Raw genomic sequence first — 22,075 nt, forward strand, 5'->3', positions numbered from 1 at the left:
ACCTGCTTCTATGAGTATTTGTTCACCCATAGAATCAGGTCCTTAATATTATTTCATATTACTTGTTAACGACAAATTGAGGTTCATCGCCATTTAATTTTTTGATTGTATCATTTGCGACAATTTTAGACATCATATCTCTAGCTTCGAATGTTGCATTACCGATATGTGGTGTGATGACTACATTATCTAATGATTTTAATCCTTCAGTAATTTCAGGTTCAAATTCATAAACATCTAATGCTGCACCTTCGATGTCTTTATTTTCTAAAGCTTTAACTAACGCTTCTTCGTTAACAATAGGGCCACGTCCAGCGTTAACTAAATATGCTGTAGATTTCATTTTTTTGAATTGTTCAGTATCAATCATATGATGTAAATCTGGATTGTAAGCTGCATTGATTGTAATGAAGTCAGCATTTTCTAATAACGTATTTAAATCAACGTATTTAGCCCCGATTTCACGTTCTTTTTCTTTCTTTTGATGAGGGCCAGTATATAAGACGTCCATATCAAAGGCTTTAGCACGTTTAGCTACTGCGCCACCAATTTCACCTAAACCGATAATACCAATTGTTTTACCTGAAACTTCATGGCCTCTAAAGAATAGTGGAGCCCAACCGTCGAATCCTTTTGTACGAGATAATTTATCACCTTCTACAATACGACGAGCTACTGCTAAAACTAATCCGAATGTTAATTCAGCAGTTGCCGCTGTAGAAGCTTTAGGCGTGTTAGTAACGTCGATATCTTTTTCACGTGCATATTTCACGTCAACGTTGTTAAACCCAGCGCCATAGTTAGCAATGATTTTAAGATTTTTACCGCTATCAATCACTTCTTGATCGACATTAGTAGATAATATACTAATTAAAGCTGATGCATCTTTAACACCTTTCTTAAGTGTTTCTTTATCAATGATGCCTTCACCTTCATACATCTCAACTTCGAAATGTTCTTTAAGTAGATTCAATCCCGCTTCAGGAATTGCACCGGCAATATATACTTTTTCCATTACACTCACTCCTTAATGAATACTTCTCCCTTAGTATAATAAAAGAAGTAAGCGTATACAAATTAAATTGTTATCAGTTTTATTGAATAAGTCTTAAGCCTATTACTGAGACGATTATAAGGAAAATAAAAAATAGCCGACTAAAATGAGTTGATTCTCTATAAAATATCATACCTATGATGGCACCACCAGCTGTTCCAATACCTGTCCATATTGCATAAGCAGTACCCATTGGTATAGTATTCATTGCTACTTTTAATGTACTGAAACTAAGAACAAATGTTATAGCCATTAAGACGATATAGAAACGTTTTTTTGTTCGAGATAATTCATTTAATAAAATAACGCCTAACACTTCAAATAAGCCAGCGACTATAAGAAATAACCAAGCCATATTAATGACCTCCTTCAACATCATCATTAGTAGACAGTTTTAAACCAATGATTCCGATAAGAAGTAATAAGAGAAGGGAAATTTTTGAAAAAGTAAACGGCTGGTTGAAAAATATCATATCAACGATTACAGTTCCTGCCGCACCTATACCTACAAAGACGGCATAGACAGTGCCTACAGGTAAATATTTAGAGGCAGAAAGCATTAAATAAAAGCTTAATGCTATGAAAATAAGTGTGAATAACCACGTTATAATATTATGGGCGTTGTTTAAACCAGTAACCCATACCACTTCTACAAGTCCCGCCAACACAACTTTAAGCCATTGCATGACTATACCTCCATTTTAAAAGTCTAATATAAGTATTTTCTCAAAAGAGGTCATCTTGCGCAACGTAAACAAATAAGAGAGAGTGGTAACAGACATCTATTAGACTTGCAAAGATGTCTGAGAACACTCCCTCTTTAAATCATTATGATAAATGGATGTAATTAAAAGAACTTGCTTGTGAAGCGGAAATCGTACGTGTGTCTTTAACGTATGGGCCACCATTATAGTTCATTTCTGAAACAGTGATAGAACCATCGTCATTCACACTTTCTACATAAGCCACGTGACCATAAGTTCCGGCAGAAGATTGCATAATTGATCCTTCTTCTGGGTTATTATCTACCGTATAGCCGGCTGATTGTGCAGCGCTAGCCCAGTTATTAGCATTACCCCAAGTACTACCAATACTACCTCCAACTCTGTCATATACATACCAAGTACATTGACCGGCAGTGTATAAATTACCAGATGTAGATGAAGTTGTTTGAGTTGATGTAGATGTTGTAGAAGATGAAGTTGTTTCACTTGTGTTTGATGATGAACTAGTTGACTGAGTACTAGTCGCAGTTGTATTTGAGTTAAACGATTGTTGTTTAAATTGAGTTTGTTGATATCCTCTTGAATGATGGTTGAATTGAGGATTCCATTGTTGATTTGAATGATGATAACCTTGTGGCATAAATTGGCCTTGTTGTTGTGCGCCATGATGTTGTCCTTGAGGTTGTGGTGCATGATTATATTCTGCAGCATCTGCATGATTAGCATTAATACCTAATGCTGAAATACCAATACCTGCTGTTAAAGTTGAAATTGTAATTATTTTTTTCATAGTAATAAGTCCTCCCAAAATTTGTATTCAACACTGGTTTGTTTAGCGAAATGTTGAATAGTTATTATGTTTCATTAACTGTCGCTCCCAACGACAACTCATACTTTAGCAAATTAATTGAGAGGTGTGTGCAATGTTACGATTTCGTAAATGAAATACAAAACCCTTGAACAACTCCGTAATAATAGAGCGTCCAAGGTTACAGGCTGTAACAATACGTGATTAATGCATGGTTTCTACATTAATCTAATATCATACAGTAAATTTTAAATGTTTATTGTTACAACAGTTTGTAACAATAGGTGCCAATCGATTTATTTGAAAAAGCGAATTGATAGCGGTACCACATATTCTTTTCCACCAAAATACTTAACACAAGCGACGATGTGGAAAATAAAATAAAGAATTGAAAGTACAAATACTGCTATAAAAAGAATGATTAATAAGATGACGCAAATAATACTAAGGGCATCATTATTAAATAAGAATCCAAGATAAACAGGAATAAAACATAATCCGAGTACGACATTCCAAATAAAGTATGAAATGAGCATATTGAAGTAATTCTTACCAGCTTTATCAATTAAACGTGAATCATTACGCTTGATAGCCCAAATAATAATCGGACCAATAATAGAAGTAAAGAAGCCTAATAAAAATATCAACATAGACATTAAACGTGCATCTTGTTCATTATCTCTCATAATTTCAGTACGCTGCGAATCATTATATTGTTCTTGCATGAGAACACTCCTTTTTTTATTATCATTCATCCTTAATATAACAAACTTCTCCAAAGAACGTTAGCCTAGTTTCTAAAATTGAACTAGTTCACACACAAGTGTTTATTATTAAGGGAATTTGGATATATATTATCAAGATATTAATGCAGAGTGGGGCATGTGTATTTGGTGCTCTAGAAAACTAATAAACGGTGTCCCAACCTCTATTTCTAGTTGATTTTTGTCGGGGCGAGACTACGAAATCTTTTAAATTATTTAGATTTCTGTCTCGCTTCCTTTATTTATGAAATTATTAGAACAAGTAATGAATCTGATTTTAAACGTGTTATTCTTTATATCGCTCAAGGGGATGAAATAGAAATCTACAGTTTCAATTACTTTGAGTTCTTTTAATTAAGATAATTATGACATCTCTATGATAGAAAAAGATAAAGGAGTTATTAGTATGAAAATAGCAGTTATAGGTTCAGGTAATGGTGCTGTTACAGCAGCAGTAGACATGGTAGATCAAGGACACGAAGTTAAATTATATTGCCGAAATTCTTCCATTAAAAAGTTCAATACCGCTTTAGAAAAAGGTGGATTCGATTTTAATAATGAAGGAGAAGAAAAATTTGTTCCTTTCACTGATGTCAGTGATGATATTGAATACGTTCTTAAAGATGCGGAGATTGTACAAGTAGTTATCCCGTCTTCATATATAGAATATTATGCAGAAATTATGGCTGAACATATTACTGATGACCAACTCATCTTCTTTAATATAGCCGCTGCAATGGCTTCTATTCGTTTCATGAACGTACTTGATGATCGTCGCGTAGATGTCAGTCCAAAATTTGCTGAAGCGAACACGTTAACTTACGGCACACGTGTTGATTTTAACGAAGCACGTGTAGACTTATCTTTAAATGTTCGTAAAGTCTTCTTCTCTACTTTTAATAAAAAAGAATTAAGTGACAGTTTCGAAAAAGTTAGTCAAATTTATCCTTATCTAGTGAAAGAAGAAAATTTATGGAAGACGAATCTTGAAAATGGTAACCCTGAAGTTCATCCAGGACCAACATTATTAAACGTTGGCCGTATTGATTATGCCGATTCATTTGCATTGTACAAAGAGGGAATTACGAAACATACAGTGAGATTACTACACGCTATTGAGTTAGAACGTCTAACACTTGGTCGTAAATTAGGATTTGAATTATTAACAGCGAAAGAAGCCCGTATACAACGTGGCTATTTAGAACGTAAAGACGAAGATGAACCATTAAATCGTTTGTTTAATACAAGTCCAGTATTTTCACAAATTCCTGGTCCTAATTCCGTACAAAATCGTTATTTAACTGAAGATATCGCTTACGGACTTGTACTATGGTCTAGTTTAGGACGTGCAATTGACGTGGAGACACCGAATATTGATGCAGTGATTATGATTGCTTCAACGATTTTAGAACGTGACTTTTTCGAAGAAGGACTTACAGTTGAAGAACTTGGTCTTGAAAAGCTAGGACTAGAATAAACTAGTCAGGTAAGATACTAGATTACGAAAATTTAACACTATCAATCGAACAATAACTATTTATTAAAGAAAAGAGGTCTTGTATCAAATAAGGGGAAGGGAGCTTGTGTATGAAAAGAACACCAACATTTTTGGAGGCTATCTCCACTATCATTGTAATGGTAATTGTTGTAACAACGGGATTTATTATTTTTGATATACCTATTCAAGTATTGCTCCTTATTTCTTCTGCTTATGCTGCATTTATAGCAGTACGAGTAGGACTGAAATGGGAAGATTTAGAAGAAGGTATTACGAAACGCTTAACTACAGCTATGCCTGCTATATTTATTATTTTAGCCGTTGGGATTATTGTAGGTAGTTGGATGTACTCAGGTACCGTGCCGGCGCTTATTTATTACGGATTGAAATTTTTAAACCCACACTATTTCTTAGTTTCAGCATTTATTATTTCAGCTATATGTAGTCTTGCGACAGGTACAGCTTGGGGTTCTGCCTCTACGGCAGGTATTGCGCTAATATCCATCGCTGGCCAATTAAATGTCGATTTAGGGATGGCAGCCGGCGCTATTATCTCTGGTGCAGTGTTTGGCGATAAAATGTCACCCTTATCTGACACAACCAACTTAGCTGCTTTAGTGACTAAGGTAAATATCTTTTCTCATATTAGAGCAATGATGTGGACAACTATACCCGCTTCTATTATTGGACTAGTAGTCTGGTTCTTTGCTGGTCTAAGATCTAAAGGAAGTGTAGATTCAAAGCAAATTAATCATTTGCTCGATGAATTATCAAGTATCTATCATCTAAATTTCTGGGTATGGATACCGTTAATTGTTATTGTTATATGTTTAGTATGTAAAGTGTCAACCGTGCCTTCAATGTTGGCTTCGAGTATAACGGCTATCGTTATTGGGACGTTCGCTCACCAATTTAATATTGTAGATGGTTTTAAAGCGACATTTAATGGTTTTACACCTGCTATGACTGGCCATACTCATATCTCAGATAATGCTAAAACGCTGTTAGAACAAGGCGGAATGATGAGTATGACGGAGATTCTTGTAACGATTTTCTGTGGTTATGCGTTTGCTGGAATAGTGGAAAAATCTGGATGTCTAGATGTGATGTTACAAACAGTAGCTAAAGGCGTGAAGTCAGTAGGGACATTGATATTAATAACAGTCGCATGTTGTTTAATGATGGTCTTTGCTGCTGGTGTCGCTTCAATTGTTATTATCATGGTTGGCGTATTGATGAAAGACATGTTTGAAGATATGAATTTAGATCGAAGCAATCTTTCACGTACACTAGAAGATTCAAGTACAATGGTGCTTCCACTTATACCATGGGGAACATCAGGTATTTATTATACGCAACAATTAGGTGTATCAGTAAATCAATTCTTTATTTGGGCAGTGCCATGTTATTTATGTGCCATATTAGCAGTCTTTTACGGCTTTACAGGTATAGGAATTCGTAAAAAATCAAATTAATTATAATTTTATGTTTAATTTATGTATAAAAAAGAAATATATTTATATGTTAGAACAGTAAATAGATATTATTGTAGCGATGATATTTATCCCTATAAGGTTTTAACTGTAAATATCCTCGAAATATTCAAAAGTAGTGGATTCAATTTTTGTAGCGAGAATTGAATCCATGAACGATGAGTAAATGAATTTATTAACAACAAGTTTAATAGATATAACTCAATCATGAAATAATAAATTTATTGTAAGAATATAGCTAGATTAGAATAAGAGACTAAGCCATTAACATAAAAATGGTTTAGTCTCTTATTTTTTGCAGTAGTTATCCGAAATGAAAATGCGTTTGAGCCACACTTTCTTCATTTCTAGACAATATTACCGGGGTGGGACTACGAAATCTTTGAAATTACATTAGTGTCCCACTCCCTAGATTACTGTCACTGCTCTCTAATAAAAAAAACGCAAACCATCTCATTGTTAAATGAAACGGTTTGCGGAAGTAAAGTTTATTTAAAATATATTATAAGTTCATATTAGTGAATGTAGTTGTATGATGAAGCTTGGCTAGCTGAGATTGTACGTGAAGTAACAACACCTACACCGTGACCATAGTTCATTTCTGATACTGTAACTGAACCGTCACTACCAACACTTTCAACGTATGCAACGTGACCGTATGCACCTTGAGAAGTTTGTAAAATAGCACCAGCTGAAGGTGAGTTGTTTACAGTGTAACCTGAAGCTGCAGCAGCGTTTGCCCAGTTATTAGCGTTGCCCCAAGTTGAACCAATTTTACTGCCAGCTCTTTCGTATGCATAGTAAGTACATTGACCACTAGTGTATAAATTACTACCTGAGCTTGCAGAGTTAGAAATTGATACGCCATTTGAACGTGATGATGGTGCAGTTGTAGTTGTTACTTTGATGTTACGATCTGAAGTTGAGTAACTAGCACCCATGCCACCAGTACGTTGTGCATTTGAATTATATGATTGAGTATTATTGTTATTGTTGTAGCTATATGAATAATTTGAATTGTAGTTGTTGTAATTATTATTACTGTAGTTGTTGTTTGAATAATTTGATTGACTAGAGTGATTTACTTGATCAGGGCTCCAGTTACCTTTCCAAGTGTAATGGTAATTACCTTGTTGGTCGATAGTGTAAGAATAGCTATAAGATGTTGGATCATTTGGGTTATAACCTTGTTCAGCTGCGTGAGCTTCGTGACCATGTCCAGCGATAGCGATTGTAGCAACTCCTGCAGTAGCGATTGTAGCTGTAGCGATTTTTTTCATTGTAAATATCCTCCTGAGAATTAAATTAATTTCTATTTATTATTTAATAGTCATTTGATGACCCTTGAGTCCCTTGTTTCAATGTTTCTTAACGACAAAACATACTTTATCAAAAAAATTTGAGTTTGTGGGCGTTGTTATCATTTTGTAATTTTTTGCTAATATTATGTTTTGACATACATACTTTTAGTAATGTTTTGTAATTTTAAAAAACATTGATATATCAATGTTTGGAGATTATTATGAAAAGAATACTCATTTCTTTGTAATCTTATTGTAAAAAAATAGCAAACTTTATTTCTGAAGAAATAACTATAAAAATCATATATTTTGTGCGATATTTTTACATATAAAACACATTTATGTGCTACTCGTGGTTAAAATCAAATATGAACTAGGTAAAAAAGCGTATACTATTTTTGCCAAAAGTGATGTTTTAAGTGCGCTATATATATAATTTTATTTGAATAAGGTAATAAAGTGATATAATTAGTCAAAAATTTGCTACTGGTAATGCCGAAAGAAAACATACAATTATATATGAAGATAGACATTCGAGGAAGAATGAGGTTGAGACAAAGTTTATCAATTTTTAAGAGTATAACTATTAATGTCTCATCCTCAGAATAGCTAAAGAAGTTATTGGGGAGGTAACTCTATTTCTATTTATGTCATGTCTTTATATATTATAAAGTGAGAGGACGTACGTATGATTGATAACTTTTCGGTAAAACTTTTAAAAAATATAAAGATAAGTAGGCAAAAGGAATCGAATATAAAATTAATCTATTGGTTAAAAGGTTCAGGCGTAGTTAATTTAAACTTAGACAAATTTCAAATGAAGTCTAGCGATTTGATGTTTGTCATGTTAAATGACTTATACTCAATTGATGGTGAAGAGGATTCTTTTGTAGTATTGATTGAAATAGCCTTTAAAGATTATTTAAAATTTGCTGATGATTACATTAGATTAAACGGGCATAAATTTTCATCAATTGAAAGAAGACAGTTAGAACCATTTATTATAAATTTACTTGAATTTGAAAGTCGGAAACCGCATATATTGCATATTAAAGATAAATTAGTGAAACACTTGTGCGTAGAGTTAGGCTATATTCAACGTAAACGTCGGGATAGTTATAAATTGGAAAATACGTTAATCGATGAAATGCATGAATATATTATTGAACATCATGCTCAAAAAATTAATAGGCAAGAACTTGCAAATTCTTTGAATATGTCTGTAAAAGAAGTGAGCGAGGCTATAAAATATCATACGCCATACAATAATATTACTCAGTATATCAATGATGTGAGATTGAAATTATGTTTGATAGACATATTAAAAACGAATGCGCTAATTCAAGATATTGCCTTCGACCATGAATTTAATCATTACCCACGATTCATTGCTTTATTTAATAACAAATATGGCGCAACGCCGGGGCAAATTAGGAAGAATAAGCAACTTATACATTATAATAGTTCAGAAACGATAGAAATTCCATTTGATAAGGAAGCACAATTGTTAATAGCCGAAGCTAAAAGTAATTATTATTAGAAAATGGAAAATGGATTCTTTGTACTTTTCAAAAGAGATTAATAGTTCACTAAATTAAGGTTTCAACAATTATTATGAATTTCGAATAGTGAAGAATCATTGTTCCATTGTTCGAGAGTGTTTAAATCGGATGTTTTGTCCTAAACATATAAGATAAAAAGTTGAGTGTGATGTTGTTAAACAAAGCGTTATTCATATTAGATAGTATTGATACTCTCATCTAATTAATACTTATATGTGAAGATAATGATATTTAAAAATGCTACAATACCAAAATGTCTATCTTTAAAACGATGCTTAAAGGAAGCATTAAGTTAGGACATGAGGTGGCAAGTATTATGAATAAAAAGAAGATTGAAACACTCTTATTTTATTTGATGTTCTCAAAAGCTATTAACGCAATATTAAAGTACACACATAATCTAAATCTTGAACATTTAATGATACTAAATGAAATCATCAACTATTACCAAGTACAACATCAAGGTATTTATATTGAAGACTTAATTAAAAAAGTGGAATTATCTAAAAGAAATGTGCGCTATCATTTAGAACAACTTTACCATTTAAAATGGATTATTAAATTGCGTGATGAGGTGGATCAAAGAAGGATATTAATTCTTCCCATTGCGCAATATCAAGAAAAATTACAAATATTATTTTGTGAAGTTGAAGAATTGTTAAAAGTAAGATACCTCAATAAGCATGAAGATTTTAAAATTTTAGTAGAACTTTCTTATATTACTATTGTTTATCAAGCATTAAATCGAGTTAAATTAGTGGGGGAACGGTTTGATTTAACATTAGATGAAATATTTGTATTAGGAAAACTAACTACCCATCAAGAAGTGAGTTCTTTAAAAGCATTTCAGGCCTTTTCACATCACTATTTAATTTGCATCAATTCAATTCTTAATGGTTTATATCAAAAAGGGTATATAATAAAATATAGAAAGCCAGAAGATGAACGCATGGTGTATATAAAATTTTTAGAGTCTCAACTCAATAAAACAGAAAGCTTATTTGCTGAATGTTACAATGAGTTTCAAGCGGAAATGAAATCAATTTTTATAACATAGACAATAAGGAGTATCAAAATATGATTTTAGATAATGTAAATCCTGATGATTTATTCCCAACTGAACAAAAAGGACCCTCTGTATTAGGAATGATTGAATACAGTGTACAAGGGCAAAGCGAATTTGAAGGTGCCTTCATTGCGACTTCAGAACGTTTAATAATGAATGTGGATATGAATGGACAATTTTATTATAGAAATATCCCTTATAATGAAGTAGAAGCTATTGAGTATGATGGCCAAAATATTACATTTACTTTTAATATTGGCAAGGTACCGATGAAACAAATTCAAACAGAAGATGTTAAAACTTTTGTTGAATATGTAGAAGCAAAAATTAAATAACGATATATAACTAGGAATGTTTGTACGATGTAATAAATAGCGACAAACTTCCTAGTTTTTTATTTCATTTTTTTAGTATTGAAGATTAATTGATTAAGTATAATTTAATTTAGTCAACGTGTTTTTATTATGTAATATCATTTTAAGTTCATAAAAACATTGAAATATTATACTTAAATATTATAAAATAAATTTTATAGCATTAGAAATCTTTAGTTAGTAGTAAATAGTACACGAACCTTGTAGCAACAAGACGTACATCGGAGGAGTGGTTTAGAATATGGGACAAATTAAAGATATTAATGATTTAGTTAATGCAACATTCCAAGTTAAGAAATTCTTCAAGGATACTAAAAAGAAGTATAATTTAAATTATGAAGAGATTTATATTTTAAATTACATAGCTAGAAGTAAAACAAATGAAATAACTTCGAAAGAAATCGCAACGTATTCAGAGTTTAAACCTTATTACTTAACTAAAGCATTACAAAAATTGAAAGATTTACAATTATTATCAAAATAACGTAGTATTAGAGATGAAAGAATTGTTATTGTTTACGTTACTGATGAGCAACGTGAAAAAATTAATAAGTTGATTGCTGATCTTGAAAAATATATTAAATAATCAACGAGTAATCTACTTACACCCAGTCTTAAGTTGAGGATGAAATTCTCTTAAACTTAAGACTTTTTTATTTGGCTATAGTTATAAGTGGCATTCTTTAACTTATAAATGTTGAGTGGTAAACTAAGAATAAATAACTAAGATAATGAATAGGTGATGTAAGTGATAGATTTATTTTTAATTAATAGTGAGTTACAAAAAAAGTGGATTGAGAAATTTAAAACAATTGAAGATACTTTTAAAGAAAGAGCAGAATATAATGATTTACATTCAACATTTCCATTTGAAAATATCGAATGGCTTGTTAAAGAAGGCTATAGTTTACTAACACTTCCGGTTGAATACGGAGGAGAAGGCGCTACGATTGAAGATATGGTAGTTTTACAAAGTTACTTGGGATCAATTGATGGAGCGACTGCGCTTTCAATTGGTTGGCATTTAAGCGTGGTAGGCCAATTATATGAGCAAAATATGTGGCAACAAGAAATGCTTGATCAATTTGCCGAAGAAATTAAAAATGGCGCACTTGTTAATAGAGCGGTAAGCGAAGCGGATACAGGAAGTCCTACACGTGGCGGCCGACCTGCAACACATGCCGTTAAAACGGAAAAGGGCTATCAATTAAACGGAGTTAAAACATTTACCTCAATGAGTAAAGCACTCACGCACTATATCGTGGCTGCTTACGTTGAGGAACTCGAAGAAGTAGGTTTCTTCTTAGTACCTCGTGAATTCAAAGGCGTAGAAATAGCTGATAATTGGAATATGATTGGCATGAGAGCCACAGAAAGTCATGATTTAGTATTAAATGATGTGATTGTACCAGATGAGTATTTCGTAGAAGGAAAGCGTAAACCTCAACCTAATGGCTGGATATTACACATTCCAAGCACGTATTTAGGTATAGCACAAGCAGCAAGAGATTATGCAGTGGAATTTGCTAAAAGCTATGGTCCAAATAGTATTGAAGGAACTATTGCCAATCTTCCCACTGTGCAACAAAATGTTGGTAAAATGGAATCATTATTACTTTCAGCACGTCATTTCTTATGGAGTACTGCTAAAGGCTATCAAACTAATGAAGATAATCCTAACGTCTGGAACGAGACCGCAGCCAGTAAGGTCCTTGTAATGAATCAAGGATTAACAGTCATAGATTTAGCTATGCGAATTGTTGGAGCGAAAAGTTTAGAGATGGAACGTCCATTACAACGTTATTATCGCGATATGCGCGCAGGTTTACACAATCCTCCAATGGAAGACGCTGCTTACACTAATATTGCAAAATCAGTATTAGAGCTGTTTTAAACCTAACAACTAAAAATATATTGAAATTTATTAATTAGTCTCATCTGTTTATTGTTATGAGACTAATTTTTTATTTTTTAAATATTTAAAAATTCTATTGTAAATATCAATTGCTTCATGTATAATTTTGATGAAATTGATAATCGTTTTCAATAGGAGGATGTTATGAAAAAGTTAATTTTTCCATTGATTGCTTTAATCATCGTGTTAGCTGCATGTGGCAATAACGGTGGTTCAGGTGATTCAAATAAATCAGATTCAAAAGAAGAAACAAAGTCATATAAATTAGATAGTGGTAAGTCAATTAAAATTCCTAAAGATCCTCAACGTATTGCAGTAGTAGCACCTACGTTTGCAGGTGGTTTACATAAATTAGGCGCTAACATCGTAGCAGTTAACAAACAAGTTGATCAAAGCCCAATTTTAAAAGATAAATTTAAAGATACTACTAAAATCGGTGACGAAGACGTAGAAAAAGTAACTAAGAAAAAACCAGATTTAATTATCGTTTATTCTACTGATAAAAATATTAAAAAATACCAAAAAATTGCACCAACAATCGTTGTTGATTACGGTAAACATAAATACTTAGAACAACAAGAAATGTTAGGTAAAATTTTAGGTAAAGAAGACGAAGTTAAAAAATGGGAAGAAAAATGGAAAAAATAAGCTGAAAAAGACGGCAAAGAAATCAAAAATGCAATTGGTAAAGATTCAACTGTATCAATCTTTGACGAATTCGATAAAAAATTATACACATACGGCGACAACTGGGGCCGTGGTGGAGAAGTTTTATATCAAGCATTCGGTTTAAATATGCCTAAAGGCCAACAAGATTTAGTTAAAAAAGAAGGTTGGGCTGAAGTAAGTCAAGAAAAAGTAGATGACGTAGCTGGTGATTACATCGTATCAACTGGTGAAGGTAAATCTAAACCAAGTTATGAAACAACTAATATTTGGAAAAACTTACCAGCAGTTCAAAATGATCGTGTAGTTGAAGTTAAAGCTGAAACATACTGGTACAATGATCCTTATACTCTTGACTTCATGAGAAAAGACTTAAAAGACAAATTAATTAAAGCTAGTAAATAATTAGGTAGAATTTAAAACGAATATCAATTTTAATACGCTATTGAGCTATGATTATGTACAATGTAATCATAGCTCTTTTTATATCAAGTCATTGAGAGTAACTAGGAGGATAAACAATGAAGAAAGTTTATTTTAATCACGACGGTGGAGTGGATGATTTAATTTCACTCTTTTTATTATTACATATGGAAGATGTCGACTTAATTGGTGTGAGTACAATTGGTGCCGATTGTTATGTCGAACCTTCAGTCAGTGCATCAAGTAAAATTATTAATCGTTTCTCAAATTTGTCTCTTAAGGTAGCCGCATCTCGTGAACGTGGACGAAATCCTTTTCCAAAAGAATGGAGAATGCACGCTTTCTTTATGGACGCCTTACCTATCTTAAATGAATCCACAATGAATCGTCAGTCTGCCATAAGCCAATTGGAAGCTTATGAAGATATTATTAAAGTTTTAACCGAAAGTGATGAGAAAGTCACTTTATTATTTACTGGCCCACTTACAGATTTAGCTAAAGCACTTACGATAGACCCGAGCATTACGCAAAATATTCATAAACTTGTGTGGATGGGTGGTACATTTTTGGAAAAAGGTAATGTAGAAGAACCAGAACATGATGGTACAGCCGAATGGAATGCCTTTTGGGATCCAGAAGCAGTAAAAATAGTATTTGATAGTCCAATAGAGATTGAAATGATTGCCTTAGAAAGTACGAATCAAGTGCCACTAACCCTAGATATTCGCCAAATGTGGGCAAATGAACGTCAATATATAGGGGTGGATTTCCTAGGTGTAAGTTATGCTGCTGTACCTCCACTTACTCATTTTGTAACTAATTCCACATACTTCTTATGGGATGTACTCACTACAGCATATGTAGGTAAGCCTGAATTAGTGCAATCTATTCAACTGAATGTAGATGTTGAGAATGATGGTCCAAGTCAAGGACGTACATTTATTAAAGAAGATGGTCGATCAATCAATGTAGTTAACGGTGTAAACAGAGATGATTTCTTCCGTTATATTACAGATTTGGCTAAAAAAGTTAAATCTTAAATTAAATGTAAACTTTTTATTCACGTAAGTTTACAATAGTGGTATAATCATTTTCGTAGAAGGAGGATACAACATGAGTACAAGAAATTTAGTTTATACAGCATTGATGACAGCGATTATTTGTGTTTTAGGTTTGGTGCCAAGTATTCCATTACCTATCATGCCCGTACCGATTGTTTTACAAAACATTGGTATTTTTCTAGCGGGTATTATCCTAGGAAGAAAATATGGCGCACTTAGTGTCATAGTATTCTTATTATTAGCAGCTACTGGTTTACCTGTCTTATCAGGGGGACGTGGAGGAATTGGCGTGTTTGCAGGACCTTCAGCTGGTTTCCTATTCTTATATCCTGTAGTAGCTTATCTCATTGGATTAGTTAGAGATCGTTATCTTGATAGAATCAACTTTACAATTTTATTTGTAGCAACATTAGTCGTTGGTATATTGCTATTAGACATTGTTGGTACAATTATTATGGGCTTCATTATACATATACCTGTAAGTAAAGCTATTGTTTTATCATTAACATTCATGCCTGGCGATATTGTTAAAGGCATTATTGCTAGTTTAATAGGGGCAACAATGTTAAACCACTCTCGCTTTAAAAATTTGATACAATAAAGGTATTAAATTTGAATAGCCAGGGGGATAATCACATGGCTAGTATCTCAATCCATAATATTTATCAAGAAGGACATTTGTACTCAGAAGATGAGAGAAAAATAATTTATCTCACTTCTTCTGAGCCATTAAAATACGACACTAATAAGTGGGTTTATAAAAAGATTCCTACCATAGCACAATGGTATGAAGATATGACTCAACAGTTACAATTGCATCAACAACAACATTCTAATCATTTAGCGTTTACTTTTCCTGAAAATCAAAGTCTCGATGAAACATGGTTTAAATTATTTAAAGATGAAGGATTCCAATTGGGGATATTAGAATTTTACATTATCGAAGGGGTTCAATTAGCTACGCTACCTAAGAGAGAAGACATAGTCATTAAAGTAGTGAATGAGCAGAATATAGAAGATTATTTAAATATCTATTATTCATTTGCGTTACCTTATGGAGAGGAATTTGCCATAGAGAGCGTTAACTTAGCGAGACAAAGTATACTAAACAAGGAAGACGTTACACTGAAGTTACTTGCTTATTTGGATGATAAAGCAGTAGGGACAGTAGATGTTATAGAAACAGAAAATACAGTTGAGATTGATAGTTTTGGCGTGCTTGAGTCTTATCAACATCAAGGCATTGGTACTACAATGCAATCTTATGTAGGCGATCTAGCTGGACAACGTCCGGTCATTCTTGTAGCTGATGGTGAAGATACTGCCAAAGATATGTACCTAAAACAAGGGTATACTTATCAAAGTTTTATCTACCACATTGTAAAAGAAAATATTGTGTAAATTATAAAAATGTCTGGGACATCAATCCCAAAACAATAGCGTAGAGATGATTCAATTATGAATCGCCTCTACGCTTCTTTTAAATTAATACTACGTTATATACATGTAATTTTACGTTAAAACAATTAAAAAATAAGACACTTTCGTATAATTTAATCAACATCACTAAAACTAAATTAACGAGGTGTCTTATGTATAAAAACTATAATACGACACAACTCACACTACTAATAGAAACTTCTATTTAAATCTCCACAACCGATATATGTATTTAAGTGAGTAGATTTTTAATTATTTTAAATGTACTACTAAAAAAATCAGGGATTGATAATAAAAAATTAATCTTTCCTTCATGATTTTTCTTTTTTTTCATGGTTTTACCTTCACTCCCTAGTTTTTTGTATCATTGGGCAGTAGTTGTCTGAAATGAAGATGCGTTCGAGTCTCACTTTCTTCATTTCTAGCCAACCTTGCCGGGGCGGGACTACGAAATCTTAGAAATTACATTAGATTTCGTCTCGCTTCCTAGATTTCAGTCTCGCTTCCTTTTATACGTTCGGGATGGCTATAAACATTAAAGTTACCATCTCGAATAAAGCCAATTGCTGTAATGTTCAAATCGTTCGCAAGGGTAATCGCTAATGTAGTAGGAGCTGATTTAGATAGAATCACACCTACACCAATTTTAGCTGCTTTAAGTAATATTTCAGATGAAATGCGACCACTAAATATTAGAACTTTATTTCGCACAGGGATATGTCGTTGAATACAGAAACCATATAGCTTATCTAATGCGTTGTGGCGTCCTATATCTTGTCTATGTTCAAAAAAATCATCGCCATCGCTAATCGCTGCATTGTGCAAACCACCCGTTTGTTTAAACAATGTACTAGCACTTTGTAGACCAGTCATTATATTAAGCACTTGTCTCGGCGTTAATGTAATCTTTGACATTGATGTTTTAGCAATCGCCGCATCATTATGAAAGTAGAATTCACGGCTTTTCCCACAACAAGATGCAATCATACGTTTCGTAGAGTATTCAAATCGATCTCCTAAGTCTTTAGTTAACTCTACATGCGCAAACCCCTTACTATCATCAATCTGTATGGATTTTATTTCTTCTTTTTTGAAAATGGCACCCTCAGAAGCTAAAAAACCAATAACTAATTCTTCCATATGGGTAGGGCTACAAATGACGGTAGCAAATTCTGTACCGTTGACCATTATCGTTAATGGAAATTCAGTTACATAGCTATCTTCAGTTTCAAACAATTGGCCGTCTTCATAGCGTACAATGGTTTGTCCCTGTAACACATCTTTATCCATACGTCTGTCTCCTTTAAGAATATATATTACTATAGTAAAACTTATCTAGTAATAATGAAAAGATTAAGTTTTTAAAATTAACTCGTGTGCATGTTTATTTTCAAATTATAAATTTAAAATTTAATGAAAAATGTTGAATATTGGCTTTTAAAAAATTTTGAAAAGTGTATAATTTAGTATATATAAAAGGAGGTATTTGTGGAATGAAATTTAAACGTTCTTTAGCGGTACTTGCAACATCAGCAGTTGTGTTAGCAGGTTGTTCAAACTCAGGTGGGGGCAGTGATGATAATAAAAAATCATCTGACTCAAGTAGTAAAGATAGTGATAAAAAACAAGAATTACAAATCTCAGCTGCAGCTAGCTTAGGTGATGTAAGTAAAGCATTAGAAAAAGAATTTAAAAAAGATCATAAAAATGTGGATGTCACTTTTAACTATGGTGGCTCAGGTGCATTAAGACAACAAATTGAAAAAGGTGCTCCAGCAGATGTCTTTATGTCAGCAAATACAAAAGATGTAGACATGTTAAAAGATAAAGATAAAGCACATGATACATATAAATATGCGCATAATGAACTTGTATTAGTTGGAGATAAAAATGGTAATGAATCTTCAGTTAAAGATTTAAAAGATGATGAAAAATTAGCGATTGGTGAAGTGAAAACTGTACCAGCAGGTAAATACGCTAAACAATATCTTGAAGATCAAAACTTATACAACGACGTAAAAGATAAATTAGTTTATGCAAAAGATGTTAAACAAGTGTTAAATTACGTGGAAAAAGGCAATGCCGATATGGGCTTTGTATATAAAACTGATTTATACACTGGTAACAAAAAAACAGATAAAGTAAATGAAATTAAAGAAGCTGAACTTAAAAAACCAATTACTTATGAAGCAGGCGCTACTTCTGATAAGAAATTAGCGAAAGAGTGGATGGATTTCTTAAAATCAGACAAAGCAGAAGACATTCTTGAAGAATATCATTTTGATGCATAAGGAGGTTTAACCTATGCCTGATTTAACACCTTTTTGGATATCGATCAAAGTAGCCATTATCAGTACAATTATCGTTTCAATCTTAGGCATTTTTATTTGTCGATTACTATATAAAGGTAAAGGGCATCTAACTAAACTCCTTGAAAGTTTTATACTATTACCCATTGTTCTACCGCCAACGGTACTAGGGTTTATTCTACTTATTATATTTTCTCCTAGAAGTGTTGTAGGACAATTCTTTGGAAACATACTACATCTACCAGTAGTATTTACGATGACAGGTGCAGTAATTGCATCTGTCATTGTTAGTTTTCCGTTAATGTATCAGCACACGATTCAAGGATTTAGAAATATTAACCCTAAGATGTTAAATACTGCTCGTACCATGGGGGCAAGTGAGAATAAAATTTTTTACCGTCTGATATTACCTTTATCTAAACGGTCAATTATTGCCGGTATTATGATGAGTTTTGCCCGTGCTATCGGTGAATTTGGTGCTACATTAATGGTCGCAGGTTATATACCAAATAAAACCAACACGTTACCACTTGAAATTTATTTCTTAGTTGAACAAGGAAGAGAAAATCAAGCTTGGCTATGGGTTCTTGTGTTAGTAGCATTTTCAATTACCGTTATCGGCGTATTAAATTTCGCGAATCGGGATAAATCACAGGAAGTAGAGTAGATGTTAAGACTTAAATTACAATATCAATTAAAAAAGACGTTTATAGATATTGATATCAATGATACTACTCCTAAAATATATGCCATTCGTGGGCCTTCAGGTATAGGCAAGACGACAGTGTTGAATATGATTGCGGGGCTTCGTCAACCTGATAAAGCCTATATCAAAATCAATGATCATTTATTACTTGATACTGAAAATAAAATTAACGTTAAAATTCAAGAACGAAGAATTGGGTATTTGTTCCAAGACTATCAATTATTTCCGAATATGACAGTGCGCAAGAATATTACATTTATGGCAAAGCATTCTAGTCATATAGATGAATTAGCAGAACAATTAAACATTGGTCATTTAATGGATCAATATCCAGTAACGTTATCTGGTGGCGAATCTCAACGTGTAGCATTAGCACGTACGTTGAGTACAAAACCTGATTTAATACTTTTAGATGAACCATTTTCAAGTTTAGATGATGCGACAAGAGATGAAGGTATTAAATTGGTCAAACGTATTTTCAAAGAATGGTCAATTCCAATTGTCTTCGTAACGCATTCTAATTTTGAAGCGGAAGTACTAGCAGATAAAATTATCAAACTTGGTTAAATAAACGAAAAATAAAAATATAGACTATCAAACGATTCGATTAAAATGACGCTTGTCTTTGTCGAATCGTTTGATTTTGTTCAAGTCTTTTTTTAGATATAATAAGACTAATTGAGAAGAGATGAGAAAGGGCATGTGTTATGACTACAGGGCGTTATTCAAGACAAACCTTATTTAAAGGAATTGGTACTCTAGGACAAGAAAAGATAGAACAGAAACATGTATTAATAGTTGGGATGGGCGCTTTAGGGACTCACGTTGCCGAAGGACTAGTACGTGCAGGCATTAAAAGATTAACCATCGTAGATAGAGACTATATTGAGTATAGTAACTTACAACGCCAAACGTTATTTACTGAAGATGACGCCAATCAAATGTCGCCTAAAGTGATGACGGCTAAACATCATTTAGAACAAATCAGGCATGACGTTGACATTTATGCGCATATCGCCCACGTAGATTATTATTTTTTAGAGAATTATGGAAAAGGCGTCGATGTCATTATTGATGCGACAGATAATTTTGACACACGACAACTCATCAATGATTTTTCATACAAAGAGCACATTCCATGGATATATGGGGGTGTGGTTCAAAGTACTTACATTGAAGCAACGTTTATTCCAGGAGAAACACCTTGTTTCAACTGTTTAATGCCACAACTTCCTACAATTAATATGACGTGCGATACAGTTGGGGTCATTCAACCTGCCGTCATAATGACGACGAGTTTTCAATTACGTGATGCGCTTAAATTGCTTACTGACAATGTAATTCCTACAAAACTCACATATGGTGATATTTGGGAAGGCGACCACTATACGTTTGGATTTAGCCGTATGCATAGAGAAGATTGTCCAACGTGTGGGTCTCATCCAACTTTTCCGCATTTAAAGCATAATCATACATTATATGCGACATTATGTGGTAGAGATACAGTACAGTATGATAACCCAAATATTACCCAGGAAATGATTCGTGATTTCTTGCATCAACATCAACTTAAGTATCGCGAGAATAAATATATGTTGATGTTTGAGTATAAAGGATATCGACTTGTAGCATTTCAAGGTGGGCGTATACTCGTACATGGCACGACTCAAACATCAGAGGCTATAAATTTAATTAATCAATTATTCGGATAAGAGGAGTGGTTTAAATGCATCAACATGAACATGAAAAAGTAGATAGAAATATTCGATGTGCTGTACTAACAATTTCCGATACACGTGATAAAGACAATGATAAAGGTGGCCAACTCGTTCAATCGCTATTACAAGATATGAATATTGAAATAGGCAATGAACATTATGCTATCGTTAAAGATAATAAAGAAGCTATAAAATCGCAAATTGAAACATGGCTCGCTTCTGAGATTGACGTAATTATTACAACAGGCGGTACAGGTATCTCTCAAAAAGATATTACTATTGAAGCAGTGCGTCCATTATTAGATAAAGAAATCGAAGGCTTTGGAGAGTTATTCAGATATTTAAGCTATACGGAAGATGTAGGGACTAAATCATTATTATCAAGAGCTATAGCGGGAACAGTGATGAATAAGCTTATCTTCACATTGCCGGGCTCTACGGGTGCAGTAAAACTTGCGGTGGAAAAGTTAATTAAACCTGAACTTAACCATATGGTATATGAATTGAATAAATAGAAAAATAGTCATGAGCTAGAACTACAATTATAGATTTCCCTAATTGAAGTTTTGGCGCCATGACTATTATATTTAATATAGAAACGTTATGTTCATTTGTAAACTACATTAGCGTTGATAGTCGCCAGACTTGCCTCCTGATTTAGACTCGAGATAAGTTTGACCGATAATCATACCTTTATCGATAGCTTTTGTCATATCGTAGACAGTTAGGGCAGTGGCAGATGCAGCAGTTAATGCTTCCATTTCAACGCCTGTCTTACCTGTAGTAGAGACAATAGCTGTAATATTTAATGTGTAGGTACTATCTTCGTTCTTTTCCCAAGAAAATGTGACATCAATCCCAGTTAATGGTAAGGGATGACACATAGGAATAATAGTTGAAGTATTTTTAGCAGCCATAATACCGGCAATTTGTGCGGTATTTAATACATTACCTTTTTTGTTAGTATTATCAAGAATTTGACGATAAATTGTGTCATTAACTGTAATGCTAGAATGCGCTTGTGCAGTACGTTTTGTAACGTTTTTATCTGATACATCGACCATTTTCGCATTACCTTGTTCATTAATATGAGTAAATTCAGACATCATATTCCTCCTCAAACATAAAGTTAATCAGAACTTTTAAGCACTTTTGTTAGTATATCATGATTTTTTATTATAAAAATGGAGTT

At 33.0% G+C, this 22,075-nt stretch carries 22 protein-coding genes and 2 pseudogenes; 16 read left to right on the forward strand and 8 right to left on the reverse strand.

The features are described from left to right. Positions 1 to 58 precede the first annotated feature (58 nt). The 5 genes from FH144_RS05640 to FH144_RS05660 all read right to left on the reverse strand — a co-directional run bounded on the left by FH144_RS05640 (position 59) and on the right by FH144_RS05660 (position 3,312). A complete protein-coding gene (locus FH144_RS05640) occupies positions 59 to 1,015 on the reverse strand; it encodes a 2-hydroxyacid dehydrogenase family protein (protein ID WP_242314304.1) in 957 nt (318 codons plus the stop codon). A 79-nt stretch (positions 1,016 to 1,094) separates the two neighbouring features. Further along, positions 1,095 to 1,409 (reverse strand): DMT family transporter, encoded by a 315-nt coding sequence (locus tag FH144_RS05645; protein ID WP_198612078.1) that lies wholly within the window; start codon positions 1,407 to 1,409, stop codon positions 1,095 to 1,097. 1 nt (position 1,410) lies between these two features. Further along, positions 1,411 to 1,740 (reverse strand): DMT family transporter, encoded by a 330-nt coding sequence (locus tag FH144_RS05650; RefSeq protein WP_242314306.1) that lies wholly within the window; start codon positions 1,738 to 1,740, stop codon positions 1,411 to 1,413. Between the two features lie 142 nt (positions 1,741 to 1,882). Then, positions 1,883 to 2,569 carry a CHAP domain-containing protein gene (locus tag FH144_RS05655; RefSeq protein ID WP_107506663.1) on the reverse strand — a complete coding sequence of 229 codons (687 nt, stop codon included), beginning with the start codon at positions 2,567 to 2,569 and terminating at the stop codon, positions 1,883 to 1,885. Between the two features lie 314 nt (positions 2,570 to 2,883). Continuing rightward, positions 2,884 to 3,312 (reverse strand): magnetosome magnetite crystal formation protein family, encoded by a 429-nt coding sequence (locus FH144_RS05660; RefSeq protein ID WP_242314308.1) that lies wholly within the window; start codon positions 3,310 to 3,312, stop codon positions 2,884 to 2,886. A gap of 445 nt (positions 3,313 to 3,757) precedes the next feature. Here FH144_RS05660 and FH144_RS05665 point away from each other — a divergent pair, with 445 nt between their 5' ends. After that, the gene (locus FH144_RS05665) at positions 3,758 to 4,828 is read left to right on the forward strand and encodes an NAD/NADP-dependent octopine/nopaline dehydrogenase family protein (protein ID WP_107506661.1); all 1,071 of its coding nucleotides are present in this window, start codon (positions 3,758 to 3,760) and stop codon (positions 4,826 to 4,828) included. Positions 4,829 to 4,938: 110 nt separating this feature from the next. Next, positions 4,939 to 6,324: a Na+/H+ antiporter NhaC gene (gene nhaC / locus FH144_RS05670; protein ID WP_242314310.1), complete on the forward strand. Its 1,386-nt coding sequence runs from the start codon at positions 4,939 to 4,941 to the stop codon at positions 6,322 to 6,324. Positions 6,325 to 6,857: 533 nt separating this feature from the next. Here nhaC and FH144_RS05675 read toward each other — a convergent pair. Then, a complete protein-coding gene (locus FH144_RS05675; protein WP_242314312.1) occupies positions 6,858 to 7,622 on the reverse strand; it encodes a CHAP domain-containing protein in 765 nt (254 codons plus the stop codon). Between the two features lie 709 nt (positions 7,623 to 8,331). Between FH144_RS05675 and FH144_RS05680 the strand changes: the two genes are divergently transcribed. The 9 genes and pseudogenes from FH144_RS05680 to FH144_RS05720 all read left to right on the forward strand — a co-directional run bounded on the left by FH144_RS05680 (position 8,332) and on the right by FH144_RS05720 (position 16,111). Next, complete coding sequence (locus FH144_RS05680; protein WP_242314314.1) at positions 8,332 to 9,183, forward strand: helix-turn-helix transcriptional regulator; 852 nt, start codon at positions 8,332 to 8,334, stop codon at positions 9,181 to 9,183. A gap of 275 nt (positions 9,184 to 9,458) precedes the next feature. Then, the gene (locus FH144_RS05685) at positions 9,459 to 10,262 is read left to right on the forward strand and encodes a transcriptional regulator, SarA/Rot family (RefSeq protein WP_242314316.1); all 804 of its coding nucleotides are present in this window, start codon (positions 9,459 to 9,461) and stop codon (positions 10,260 to 10,262) included. 20 nt (positions 10,263 to 10,282) lie between these two features. After that, positions 10,283 to 10,606 (forward strand): PH domain-containing protein, encoded by a 324-nt coding sequence (locus tag FH144_RS05690; RefSeq protein WP_107506656.1) that lies wholly within the window; start codon positions 10,283 to 10,285, stop codon positions 10,604 to 10,606. Between the two features lie 280 nt (positions 10,607 to 10,886). Further along, positions 10,887 to 11,231, forward strand: a pseudogene (locus FH144_RS05695) (transcriptional regulator, SarA/Rot family). Positions 11,232 to 11,396: 165 nt separating this feature from the next. Continuing rightward, positions 11,397 to 12,539, forward strand: coding sequence for an acyl-CoA dehydrogenase family protein (locus FH144_RS05700; protein ID WP_242314433.1), 1,143 nt, complete (start codon positions 11,397 to 11,399; stop codon positions 12,537 to 12,539). Positions 12,540 to 12,704: 165 nt separating this feature from the next. After that, positions 12,705 to 13,631 (forward strand): annotated as a pseudogene (locus FH144_RS05705) (ABC transporter substrate-binding protein). A gap of 116 nt (positions 13,632 to 13,747) precedes the next feature. Then, the gene (locus FH144_RS05710) at positions 13,748 to 14,689 is read left to right on the forward strand and encodes a nucleoside hydrolase (RefSeq protein WP_242314318.1); all 942 of its coding nucleotides are present in this window, start codon (positions 13,748 to 13,750) and stop codon (positions 14,687 to 14,689) included. Positions 14,690 to 14,762: 73 nt separating this feature from the next. Beyond that, positions 14,763 to 15,311, forward strand: coding sequence for a biotin transporter BioY (locus tag FH144_RS05715; protein ID WP_242314320.1), 549 nt, complete (start codon positions 14,763 to 14,765; stop codon positions 15,309 to 15,311). 35 nt (positions 15,312 to 15,346) lie between these two features. Next, the gene (locus FH144_RS05720; RefSeq protein ID WP_242314322.1) at positions 15,347 to 16,111 is read left to right on the forward strand and encodes a GNAT family N-acetyltransferase; all 765 of its coding nucleotides are present in this window, start codon (positions 15,347 to 15,349) and stop codon (positions 16,109 to 16,111) included. A gap of 525 nt (positions 16,112 to 16,636) precedes the next feature. Here FH144_RS05720 and fdhD read toward each other — a convergent pair. Further along, positions 16,637 to 17,440, reverse strand: a complete 804-nt coding sequence (gene fdhD, locus FH144_RS05725) for a formate dehydrogenase accessory sulfurtransferase FdhD (RefSeq protein WP_242314324.1) — start codon at positions 17,438 to 17,440, stop codon at positions 16,637 to 16,639. A gap of 203 nt (positions 17,441 to 17,643) precedes the next feature. Between fdhD and modA the strand changes: the two genes are divergently transcribed. The 5 genes from modA (at position 17,644) to FH144_RS05750 (ending at position 21,398) form a co-directional block, all read left to right on the forward strand. Further along, positions 17,644 to 18,441, forward strand: a complete 798-nt coding sequence (modA, locus tag FH144_RS05730) for a molybdate ABC transporter substrate-binding protein (RefSeq protein ID WP_242314326.1) — start codon at positions 17,644 to 17,646, stop codon at positions 18,439 to 18,441. A 13-nt stretch (positions 18,442 to 18,454) separates the two neighbouring features. After that, positions 18,455 to 19,126: a molybdate ABC transporter permease subunit gene (gene modB, locus FH144_RS05735; protein WP_107506648.1), complete on the forward strand. Its 672-nt coding sequence runs from the start codon at positions 18,455 to 18,457 to the stop codon at positions 19,124 to 19,126. Further along, positions 19,127 to 19,732, forward strand: coding sequence for an ATP-binding cassette domain-containing protein (locus FH144_RS05740; RefSeq protein WP_107506647.1), 606 nt, complete (start codon positions 19,127 to 19,129; stop codon positions 19,730 to 19,732). A gap of 140 nt (positions 19,733 to 19,872) precedes the next feature. Further along, the gene (locus FH144_RS05745) at positions 19,873 to 20,877 is read left to right on the forward strand and encodes a ThiF family adenylyltransferase (RefSeq protein ID WP_242314328.1); all 1,005 of its coding nucleotides are present in this window, start codon (positions 19,873 to 19,875) and stop codon (positions 20,875 to 20,877) included. A gap of 14 nt (positions 20,878 to 20,891) precedes the next feature. Further along, positions 20,892 to 21,398: a MogA/MoaB family molybdenum cofactor biosynthesis protein gene (locus FH144_RS05750; RefSeq protein WP_242314330.1), complete on the forward strand. Its 507-nt coding sequence runs from the start codon at positions 20,892 to 20,894 to the stop codon at positions 21,396 to 21,398. 108 nt (positions 21,399 to 21,506) lie between these two features. Here FH144_RS05750 and moaC read toward each other — a convergent pair whose 3' ends face one another. Then, positions 21,507 to 21,989: a cyclic pyranopterin monophosphate synthase MoaC gene (moaC, locus tag FH144_RS05755; RefSeq protein WP_242314332.1), complete on the reverse strand. Its 483-nt coding sequence runs from the start codon at positions 21,987 to 21,989 to the stop codon at positions 21,507 to 21,509. Positions 21,990 to 22,075: the final 86 nt, after the last annotated feature.

This window comes from Staphylococcus sp. acrmy, from assembly GCF_022690565.1.
In the GTDB taxonomy this organism is placed as follows: domain Bacteria; phylum Bacillota; class Bacilli; order Staphylococcales; family Staphylococcaceae; genus Staphylococcus; species Staphylococcus caledonicus.

Bases quoted from the DNA above. Each gene is read 5' to 3' on its own strand.
- FH144_RS05740 (WP_107506647.1), top strand. From the start codon at position 19,127: ATGTTAAGACTTAAATTACAATATCAATTAAAAAAGACGTTTATAGAT.
- FH144_RS05665 (WP_107506661.1), top strand. From the start codon at position 3,758: ATGAAAATAGCAGTTATAGGTTCAGGTAATGGTGCTGTTACAGCAGCA.
- modB (WP_107506648.1), top strand. From the start codon at position 18,455: ATGCCTGATTTAACACCTTTTTGGATATCGATCAAAGTAGCCATTATC.
- FH144_RS05645 (WP_198612078.1), bottom strand. From the start codon at position 1,409: ATGGCTTGGTTATTTCTTATAGTCGCTGGCTTATTTGAAGTGTTAGGC.
- fdhD (WP_242314324.1), bottom strand. From the start codon at position 17,440: ATGGATAAAGATGTGTTACAGGGACAAACCATTGTACGCTATGAAGAC.
- FH144_RS05715 (WP_242314320.1), top strand. From the start codon at position 14,763: ATGAGTACAAGAAATTTAGTTTATACAGCATTGATGACAGCGATTATT.
- FH144_RS05660 (WP_242314308.1), bottom strand. From the start codon at position 3,312: ATGCAAGAACAATATAATGATTCGCAGCGTACTGAAATTATGAGAGAT.
- FH144_RS05690 (WP_107506656.1), top strand. From the start codon at position 10,283: ATGATTTTAGATAATGTAAATCCTGATGATTTATTCCCAACTGAACAA.
- FH144_RS05710 (WP_242314318.1), top strand. From the start codon at position 13,748: ATGAAGAAAGTTTATTTTAATCACGACGGTGGAGTGGATGATTTAATT.
- FH144_RS05640 (WP_242314304.1), bottom strand. From the start codon at position 1,015: ATGGAAAAAGTATATATTGCCGGTGCAATTCCTGAAGCGGGATTGAAT.
- FH144_RS05650 (WP_242314306.1), bottom strand. From the start codon at position 1,740: ATGCAATGGCTTAAAGTTGTGTTGGCGGGACTTGTAGAAGTGGTATGG.
- FH144_RS05720 (WP_242314322.1), top strand. From the start codon at position 15,347: ATGGCTAGTATCTCAATCCATAATATTTATCAAGAAGGACATTTGTAC.
- FH144_RS05750 (WP_242314330.1), top strand. From the start codon at position 20,892: ATGCATCAACATGAACATGAAAAAGTAGATAGAAATATTCGATGTGCT.
- FH144_RS05680 (WP_242314314.1), top strand. From the start codon at position 8,332: ATGATTGATAACTTTTCGGTAAAACTTTTAAAAAATATAAAGATAAGT.
- FH144_RS05675 (WP_242314312.1), bottom strand. From the start codon at position 7,622: ATGAAAAAAATCGCTACAGCTACAATCGCTACTGCAGGAGTTGCTACA.
- modA (WP_242314326.1), top strand. From the start codon at position 17,644: ATGAAATTTAAACGTTCTTTAGCGGTACTTGCAACATCAGCAGTTGTG.
- moaC (WP_242314332.1), bottom strand. From the start codon at position 21,989: ATGTCTGAATTTACTCATATTAATGAACAAGGTAATGCGAAAATGGTC.
- FH144_RS05745 (WP_242314328.1), top strand. From the start codon at position 19,873: ATGACTACAGGGCGTTATTCAAGACAAACCTTATTTAAAGGAATTGGT.
- FH144_RS05685 (WP_242314316.1), top strand. From the start codon at position 9,459: ATGTCTATCTTTAAAACGATGCTTAAAGGAAGCATTAAGTTAGGACAT.
- nhaC (WP_242314310.1), top strand. From the start codon at position 4,939: ATGAAAAGAACACCAACATTTTTGGAGGCTATCTCCACTATCATTGTA.
- FH144_RS05655 (WP_107506663.1), bottom strand. From the start codon at position 2,569: ATGAAAAAAATAATTACAATTTCAACTTTAACAGCAGGTATTGGTATT.